Here is a 5513-nt window from a genome sequence, read left to right as displayed (position 1 = left end):
ACGAAATGAAAAAAAGATACCCACAAGGTGGGTATCACAACTGTCAGGTTGTTGTCCTCCTTATGGGTACCATTTTAGAACCTCTTATGCTTTTCTCTTACAAAAGGAGTCCATTATGATTATTCATGAATTTAACTGGTTATGGACATTACTAGGTATTGCGTTACTTTGTGCTTTTATCACATTATTAATATGCAAAATCATATATAAGCAGGCAAGTATGAAAGTATTGATTATTGTTGCAGTCATAGGATTCTTACTAGGAATCATAGGTGTGTTTATTTATGCCAGTCAGGCTATGCCTCTATAGTTAACTTCCTTTGCGATATAGAGGCAGTTGGGCTGTTTAGTGTATTATTAAGTAAAAAGTTTTTAGCTAGAATAGTGACTCGATTTGTGTTATGGTAGTGAGTAAGAAAGAGGTGTATTTTACATGTTAACATTTTTGATGTTTGCTGCTGTTATTGGTTTTGCGGTAGTGATGAGAGAGCGTACTAAACATAAAGATGACTATCGTTACGTTGCAGCACAATACTTGATAATGGGAATTATCTGGGGTCTTATTGCCTTATCTGATTATCTAGATTATGGTGTACGTATGCCATATTTTGGTCTATATATCGTAATTTTTGTATTTTCACTATTCATGTGTATTAGATCCATATTGAATCATAATTAGAGTACTTCGGTACTCTTTTTATTTTTGAAAGTAAGATAATTATCAGCCTCTAGAAACTGTCTATTTCATCTATCTCTGAAAACAGAAGTTGTACTAAATAAAAAACAAGTAGCAAAAAAAGAAAAAGATAAAACACCTGCTAAAACAGGAGATAATACACAGTTAGCTGTATTTGCAATATTTTTCTTATTATATGGAATTTATCTCTTAAGAAGAATGAAAAAGAGTTAATATAAGACAGAATCTCAATTATGAGGTTCTATTTTTAAGTTCTTTATTTTTTTATTCCTTTATTTTTTTAGTGTGATATAATGTTGATTGTTCTAAAAATAAGACAAAAGGAAGAGGGATTTTATGAAAAACAATGAAAAGAGAAGTACTTTCTCAGGAAAACTAGGATTAGTCCTCTCTGCTGCAGGAGCCTCTGTAGGCTTAGGAAATATTTGGCGTTTCCCATATCTTGCAGCTAAATATGGAGGAGGAATCTTCTTATTAATCTATATTATTCTTGCGCTCACATTTGGTTATACAATGATTATTGCAGAAACCACAATTGGAAGAATGACTAGAAAGAGTCCGGTAGGCGCTTTTAGAAAATTTGGAAACTCTATCTCGCATAAGTTTGGTGGATGGATCAATGCGATTATCCCTATATTAATCGTACCTTACTACTCTGTTATTGGTGGATGGGTCATTAAATACCTTGTTGAATATGTTAAGGGGAACGGTCATGCTTTATCATCTGATGGTTATTTCTCTACATTTATTTCTAATGGTGTTTCAACAGAATTGTGCTTTATTGCCTTTGCATTATTAACTTTATTTATTGTATTTGCAGGTGTTAAAAACGGTATTGAACGTGTCTCTAAGATCATGATGCCAATTCTAGTTGTATTATCATGTGTTATTACTGTTTATTCAGTTACTCGTCCAGGTGCACTTGAAGGTGTAAAGTACTTCCTTGTACCTAACTTTAAGAACTTCTCATGGATGACAGTAGTTACTGCAATGGGACAGATGTTCTATTCTTTATCTATCGCAATGGGGATCTTAATTACATTTGGTTCATATACAGAAAAAGAAGTCTCTATTGAAAATTCTACAGAAAACGTAGAAGTATTTGATACAGCTATTGCGATTATGGCTGGATTAATGATTATTCCAGCTGTATTTGCCTTCTCTAATGGAAATATGGAAAATTTGAATGCAGGACCATCTTTAATGTTTATTACTATTCCTAAAGTATTTGATAGTATGGGACTAGGAACACTTATTGGTATCCTATTCTTCATATTAGTATTATTTGCAGCACTTACTAGTTCAATTGCCCTGACAGAATGCGCTGTTTCTACATTCCAGGATGAACTTGGATGGAGTAGACATAAATCAGTTATTATTCTTGGATTCATCATGCTTGTATTAGGATCATTATCATCACTTGGATATGGACCACTTGCATCTATTCAGATTATTGGCATGCAGTTCTTAGACTTCTTTGATTTCTTAACTAATTCAGTGATGATGCCAATTTCTGCAACATGTGTATGTTTATTAGTATCCAAAGTTATTGGTGTAGATCAGATTGCTAAGGAAGTTAAATCTCACAACAATCCATTTAAACGTGAGAAAATCTTCAATTTCATGATTAAATATATTTGCCCAATCTTTGCAGCTATTATCTTGTTAAGCTCTGTTGCGAATGCATTTGGAATTATTAAGATGTAAAACAGGTTTAGGCCTGTTTTTTATTTGCATCTAATACGCAATTTGTGGTGATGAGTGTATTGAAAACTAAATAGGTATGACACGCTGTACACACTTTCTTGTAAAATAATTGTGAGATAACTAAACTATGAATTAGAAGATAAGACAAACAGTCATTAAAGGAAAAATAGATACAGGAATAAAAGATATTGATATTATTCAAACACTTTCAATTGACACACTTCTTTCTCATGTACAATCACTATGCAATGTCTAAGGGCATTAATACAAAGATTATCTATTAAGGAGACATGGATGAAGACTCAGACGATCAAATAGAACTCAATGGAATTATGAGTGAACTCGTAATAAAAGCTGATTAACTATAATCAGTTTTTTATTAGAAAAGAAACAAATACATTGGTGTTTGTATAATAACTTAATTTTCTTTTTTTCTTTTCTAAAAAAATCACTAGTTTTCATGAAATGTAAATGAAAATGGTTTAAAATAATCTAAGGTAAAGAAATAAGAGGAAGGAGAGTAAATATAATGAGATTCGCGTATAGTCAAGTTGAAAATTTGAATGAAGCAGAAATGTGTGTATAATTATGTAGTGAAAAACCTAAAGCATATATTAAATCTAAGTGTTCGTGAGTTAGCGGATGAGGTACATGTTTCAACAGCTACTGTTATGCGTTTTTGTAAGAAAATGGGATATTCTGGTTTTTCAGAATTGAAGTATAAGATTAAAGAATTTTATGAACAGCAGGATCAGGAAGATAATTATGAAATAAACGATATTGAAGGTTTTGTGGAGCATATAAAATCTAATGATTATTTAGACAAACTTAAAAAAGCAGCTGATCTGATTAAAGGTGCTGATTCATTTCAAATGCTTGGTTTAGGTGTATGTAGGGATATTGCGAAATATACCGCCCGACGATTTTGTCGAGCAGGGGTTTATTGTTATGGCATCGATGATGTCAACTATCCCATATTAGAAGTACCAGAAGGAACTCATTCCGTTATTTTGATCATTTACAATGATTTTTATCAGAAAGTGAGATTTGATCAAATCAATAGATATAAGAGTAAAAATTATACTATTATTATGATTTCATTAGCGCATGTAGGTAAATTTAGTCAATTATGTGATTTGACTATTTATGCTTCTAATGGAATTATGAAGGTTGGACAGGTTGAATCTGGAGTGCCAATGCTTTATACACTAGAAAAATTAACGGATGAAGTGATAAAATAATATCATAATATATTAAAAGACACTAGGAATGCATTTCCTAGTGTCTGTTTTTAATTCTGTTCAAAGAATACTTCTTCATCAATCATTGGGTAACATGTCAAATCTTTATTATCTAGATTTGTTTTATGCATATCCACAGCTTTAATTGTATGACCATGATAAGTTGAATAATAGTAAATACCCTTATTTAAATTACAACAAGAAGTGTAAATAGTATATTCATATTTACCTTCGGCTACTTCACATAGTCCTTTTTGTTGTTCTACTGAACCAAGAATATGGAAGAACTGACTGACATTTTCTTGTTCATTTAATCCTTTAGTTACATTCATATTAGTGAAGGCAACACGTACAAAACGAGATGCTGATGATAAATCACCAGGTAACCCTAAAGCACCCATACCTCTACTATAAGTAGATAAGTTTACATCTTTTGAGAATGTATTCTCAGGCTGTTTAGTAGAGAGATACATATAATTATTTAATGCTCCTCTTTTGCAAATGGGTGGTGATTATTCGCTTATCTACTATGTTTAGAGCTCATTGCATCTCGATATCGCACTCTTTTTGGCGACAAAACTGCCATTTCTATAAATTTCAATACCTTATCATACTTATCTTTTGGGTCATTCATAATGAACCAAAATAGATTCAGCCAGTCTTGGAGGTGTTCTCTGTCGTAAGCTCCGTGATTTCTTATGAATTGTTTCAATAATAAATGAAGATTATTAACTGGATATAAAGGGTTGTCTTTATCTGATAGACCTTTTGTTTCTCTTGTTGAGTATACTTCGCTTTCCAGTTCTAATTCTTCAATCAATATACTGTGAGAATGCTCATCATCATGCACTAATATAGAGCTTCTTGCAATATGCTTACTATATGTTTCTTTTGATGATTTTCTTGAGGGTTTTGATGTTCCTGTAATTATAAAAATTGATTTTGTCTCGTTACAGGCAACACCAACACCTATTTTATTTCTAGCAATTTCTCTTAGTTTCTTTCCATTTTTTGTCGTTAGTTTACTTTTTACTTTTGTAAAATAGGTTTCATCTAAATACACTGTACCATCTAGTACAACATTGTCTTGTATTCCTTTTAAGACTTCAAATGTTTTGATCATCCAATATTTACCTGTAGTTGGTGAATTTCTATTATCGTAGGCTGTTGAATTTATAGAATGAAATTCAAAAAAATGCAGTAAATACTCAATTCATTCTGAAATAGGAATCTTTTTTGAATCAAAGATTGTATTTGTCAACGCTGTAAAACGTTTACCACATCCTTTACAAATATATCTTTGTGTTCCGTCTTTCTTATGCCCATACCTTGTAAAATCATGAAATCCACAGAAAGGACATTGTTTTATGTCTAAAGAATTTATAAATTCTATTTCTGAAACAGATGATGTTGCATGTTTAGCGTTGTACCATTCTTGAACAGTATTTTCAACAAGCAATTGTCCTTCAGATTTCTCTAGATTTTCAGACCGAGTAAACGAGCGTAAAGATGGATATTTTCTACGTTCTTTTTTATTCATTTGTGTTTGGCGGTTCGGAGTTTCACGAGATGAATAACCAGAACCGCCAAGTTCCTCTTGATGGTTATTCACCTCATGAAGCTCTTCAAGAGCTTGCCTTTCTACAAGCATTCTAATTATATCAGTGCCTGTAACAAATTGCTACTTACCACCCATTTGCAAAAGAGGAGCTTTATTTAAATTAAACATCTGTTTATCAAAAGGTGGATTATTAGTCAATACACCTACAGGATTATCATAGATATGTACTCTATCTTTCATGATTTCCTCCATTTCCCCGCGCCTTCGTTGCGCGGACACAAATATATAACCAAACTCAAATCCACCA

6 protein-coding genes and 2 pseudogenes are annotated in these 5513 nt (G+C 32.0%); 4 read left to right on the top strand and 4 right to left on the bottom strand.

The features are described from left to right. Positions 1–115: 115 nt before the first annotated feature. From EAI80_RS11765 to EAI80_RS11745, 4 genes are all read left to right on the top strand, one after another. Entirely contained in the window at positions 116–310 is a 195-nt protein-coding gene (locus EAI80_RS11765) for a hypothetical protein (protein WP_129982190.1), read from the top strand. 123 nt (positions 311–433) lie between these two features. Continuing rightward, positions 434–679 carry a hypothetical protein gene (locus EAI80_RS11760; protein ID WP_129982189.1) on the top strand — a complete coding sequence of 82 codons (246 nt, stop codon included), beginning with the start codon at positions 434–436 and terminating at the stop codon, positions 677–679. Positions 680–1033: 354 nt separating this feature from the next. Further along, complete coding sequence (locus EAI80_RS11750) at positions 1034–2404, top strand: sodium-dependent transporter (protein ID WP_129982188.1); 1371 nt, start codon at positions 1034–1036, stop codon at positions 2402–2404. Between the two features lie 563 nt (positions 2405–2967). Next, on the top strand, positions 2968–3645 hold the full coding sequence (locus EAI80_RS11745; RefSeq protein WP_129982187.1) for a MurR/RpiR family transcriptional regulator: 678 nt from the start codon (positions 2968–2970) through the stop codon (positions 3643–3645). 50 nt (positions 3646–3695) lie between these two features. Here the strand turns inward: EAI80_RS11745 and EAI80_RS11740 are convergent. The 4 genes and pseudogenes from EAI80_RS11740 to EAI80_RS13660 all read right to left on the bottom strand — a co-directional run. Continuing rightward, a pseudogene (locus tag EAI80_RS11740) lies at positions 3696–4130 on the bottom strand (linear amide C-N hydrolase); the annotation flags it as partial. Between the two features lie 35 nt (positions 4131–4165). Beyond that, positions 4166–4768 carry a transposase gene (locus EAI80_RS11735; RefSeq protein WP_129982186.1) on the bottom strand — a complete coding sequence of 201 codons (603 nt, stop codon included), beginning with the start codon at positions 4766–4768 and terminating at the stop codon, positions 4166–4168. A gap of 90 nt (positions 4769–4858) precedes the next feature. Beyond that, positions 4859–5296 (bottom strand): IS1 family transposase, encoded by a 438-nt coding sequence (locus tag EAI80_RS11730; protein WP_129982185.1) that lies wholly within the window; start codon positions 5294–5296, stop codon positions 4859–4861. A gap of 63 nt (positions 5297–5359) precedes the next feature. Beyond that, positions 5360–5513, bottom strand: a pseudogene (locus tag EAI80_RS13660) (linear amide C-N hydrolase); the annotation flags it as partial.

Source organism: Catenibacterium sp. co_0103 (assembly GCF_004168205.1).
GTDB lineage: Bacteria > Bacillota_I > Bacilli_A > Erysipelotrichales > Coprobacillaceae > Catenibacterium > Catenibacterium mitsuoka_A.
This window is presented reverse-complemented; position numbering and strand designations above follow the sequence as displayed.